The organism is Burkholderia territorii, from assembly GCF_902833055.1.
Lineage (GTDB): Bacteria > Pseudomonadota > Gammaproteobacteria > Burkholderiales > Burkholderiaceae > Burkholderia > Burkholderia territorii.
Genome location: NZ_CADFEJ010000058.1, coordinates 1 through 812 on the forward strand (window position 1 = coordinate 1; position 812 = coordinate 812).

Below are 812 nucleotides of genomic sequence, written 5' to 3' on the forward strand. Positions count from 1 at the left end.
CCGCCGTCCGACAGCTTGTCGCGCAGGTCCGAAAGACCGTCCGAGTTCGCTTGCGTACGACCATCCAGGTTCGTCAGCGCGTCGCCCACGTTGTGCAGGTCCGTGCCGCCGATCGTGTAGGTCGGCGCCGTGATCGTGCCGTCCGCACCCACTGCCGCACCGCCGCCCAGCGCGCCCGCCACGCTTTGTGCCGTGCCGAACAGTTGCGAACCGTTGATCGCGTCCGTGCTAGCCGACGACACCGCACCCGGCGCAACGTTGTGGATCGACACCGGCGTGCCCGCGTTACCCAGCGTGATGCCCGCCTTCGTCGCGTCGTCGTACGTCACGGCCAGCGACGTCAGATCGCCCGTGTTCGGATCCTCGCCAATCAGGCCCGAATCGCGAAGCTGCTTCAGGTTCACCGCGTCGTTGTCCGCAACGGCGTCCGCCACGTTCGACACGCGCACCGGCGTGCCGGCATTGCCCAGTTGCACCGCCGTCTTGTTCGCGTCCGTGTACGTCACTGCCAGCGATTCGCCCGTCGTCGGGTCGATCAAGCCGCTGTTCGACAGCGTGTCTTCCAGCGAACCGACGCGCGTGTTCGTCGCGAACAGCTGCGAACCGTTCACCGCGTCCGTGCTCGTCGCCGACAGTGCGCCTGCTGCAACGTTCTGGACCGTCACCGGCGTACCGGCATTACCCAGCTGCACCGCCGTCTTGTTCGCGTCCGTGTACGTCACTGCCAGCGATTCGCCCGTCGTCGGATCGATCACGCCGCCGTCCGACAGCTTGTCGCGCAGGTCCGAAAGACCGTCCGAGTTCGCTTGCGT

At 66.9% G+C, this 812-nt stretch carries 1 pseudogene; it reads right to left on the reverse strand.

Annotated features, from left to right (window positions below):
* Positions 1 to 812 (reverse strand): annotated as a pseudogene (locus HW466_RS30950) (hypothetical protein); the annotation flags it as partial.